The organism is Helicobacter pylori, from assembly GCF_001998165.1.
GTDB lineage: Bacteria > Campylobacterota > Campylobacteria > Campylobacterales > Helicobacteraceae > Helicobacter > Helicobacter pylori_DL.
On sequence record NZ_MTWR01000094.1, the window covers coordinates 1 to 474 of the forward strand.

Genomic DNA, 474 nt, shown 5'->3' on the forward strand with positions numbered 1-474 from the left:
GTTGCTGTGGGTAGCGTTACTTTTAGCCAGAGCATCTTTAAAATGATCCAATTTAGGATCTAAGATAACCTGATAGATCAAGCGGTTAAACGCCGGGTAATCTTCATCTAAAAGGCGGTTTAACTCTTTAATAGGGATATGCTTTTCAAAAATTTGGAGCTTTTTTTCATAACTCAGATGATTGAAAAGCGCGCTAAACACTTGCGCATTAGCCTTAAACAAAGAAGCACTCACATGCTTACTTTGCAAGATTTCTAATTCTTCATAAAGAACGGGGTAAGCCTCTTTGATTTTAGCTTGTAAGGGCTTAAGAGTTTGAAGGGGGATTTTATCAAAATCTCTGATTTTTGATTTTAAAGCGATAGCGATACAGCTTGCTTGGAAAGTGTCTGTTGTTTCCAACATGCTTTCTAGAGTAATTTGTTTGCAATAAATATCTTCAGGCAATTTAACATCAGGGCTTTTTTCTGAATT

General features: G+C 36.1%; 1 pseudogene. It reads right to left on the reverse strand.

Annotation, left to right across the window (positions count from 1 at the left end):
- Nucleotides 1-474: pseudogene (locus BZK24_RS08265) on the reverse strand (lytic transglycosylase domain-containing protein); the annotation flags it as partial.